Genomic DNA, 434 nt, shown 5'->3' on the forward strand with positions numbered 1-434 from the left:
ATCTAGCAAGTAAGTATTTCTCTTTTGTATCTTTACCACGATGAACAAGGCTTGGATGTATCATTATTGCTCCAGTTCTTCTAGTAATTATTTGGGCTTGCTCCAGTGTTTTTAATGTGTCTATTACAGTTTGTCTAGATACCTTGCTTTTTTCGGTCAATTCTCTTGTAGTTATAATTAACGTATTTGTTGATTTGTCCATGTTTTCTAATATGTATTTTACAACTTGCATTTTTTTATTACCTAAACTATCTATTAATTGAACGATTGCAGTTAAATATGTGATCATAAAACCATTTCTAGGAGTTTTCTTTATGACTTCATCAGTTTCTATTATTTCACCTGTATCTAGGTTTCTCCATCGACTTTTACCGTTATATATTATTTCGTTTTCTGTTTTTTGTTTTGGCATATTATCACCTTTCTCCTATATT

General features: G+C 30.0%; 1 protein-coding gene. It reads right to left on the reverse strand.

Going from position 1 to position 434, the window contains the following annotated elements:
• A partial coding sequence (locus tag KVT11_RS19545; RefSeq protein WP_217609118.1) for a replication/maintenance protein RepL occupies window positions 1–412 on the reverse strand: 412 nt, incomplete at its 3' end.
• Window positions 413–434 lie beyond the last annotated feature (22 nt).

It is taken from the genome of Bacillus sp. GbtcB10 (genome assembly GCF_019091365.1).
GTDB classification, from domain to species: Bacteria; Bacillota; Bacilli; order Bacillales; family Bacillaceae; genus Bacillus; species Bacillus altitudinis.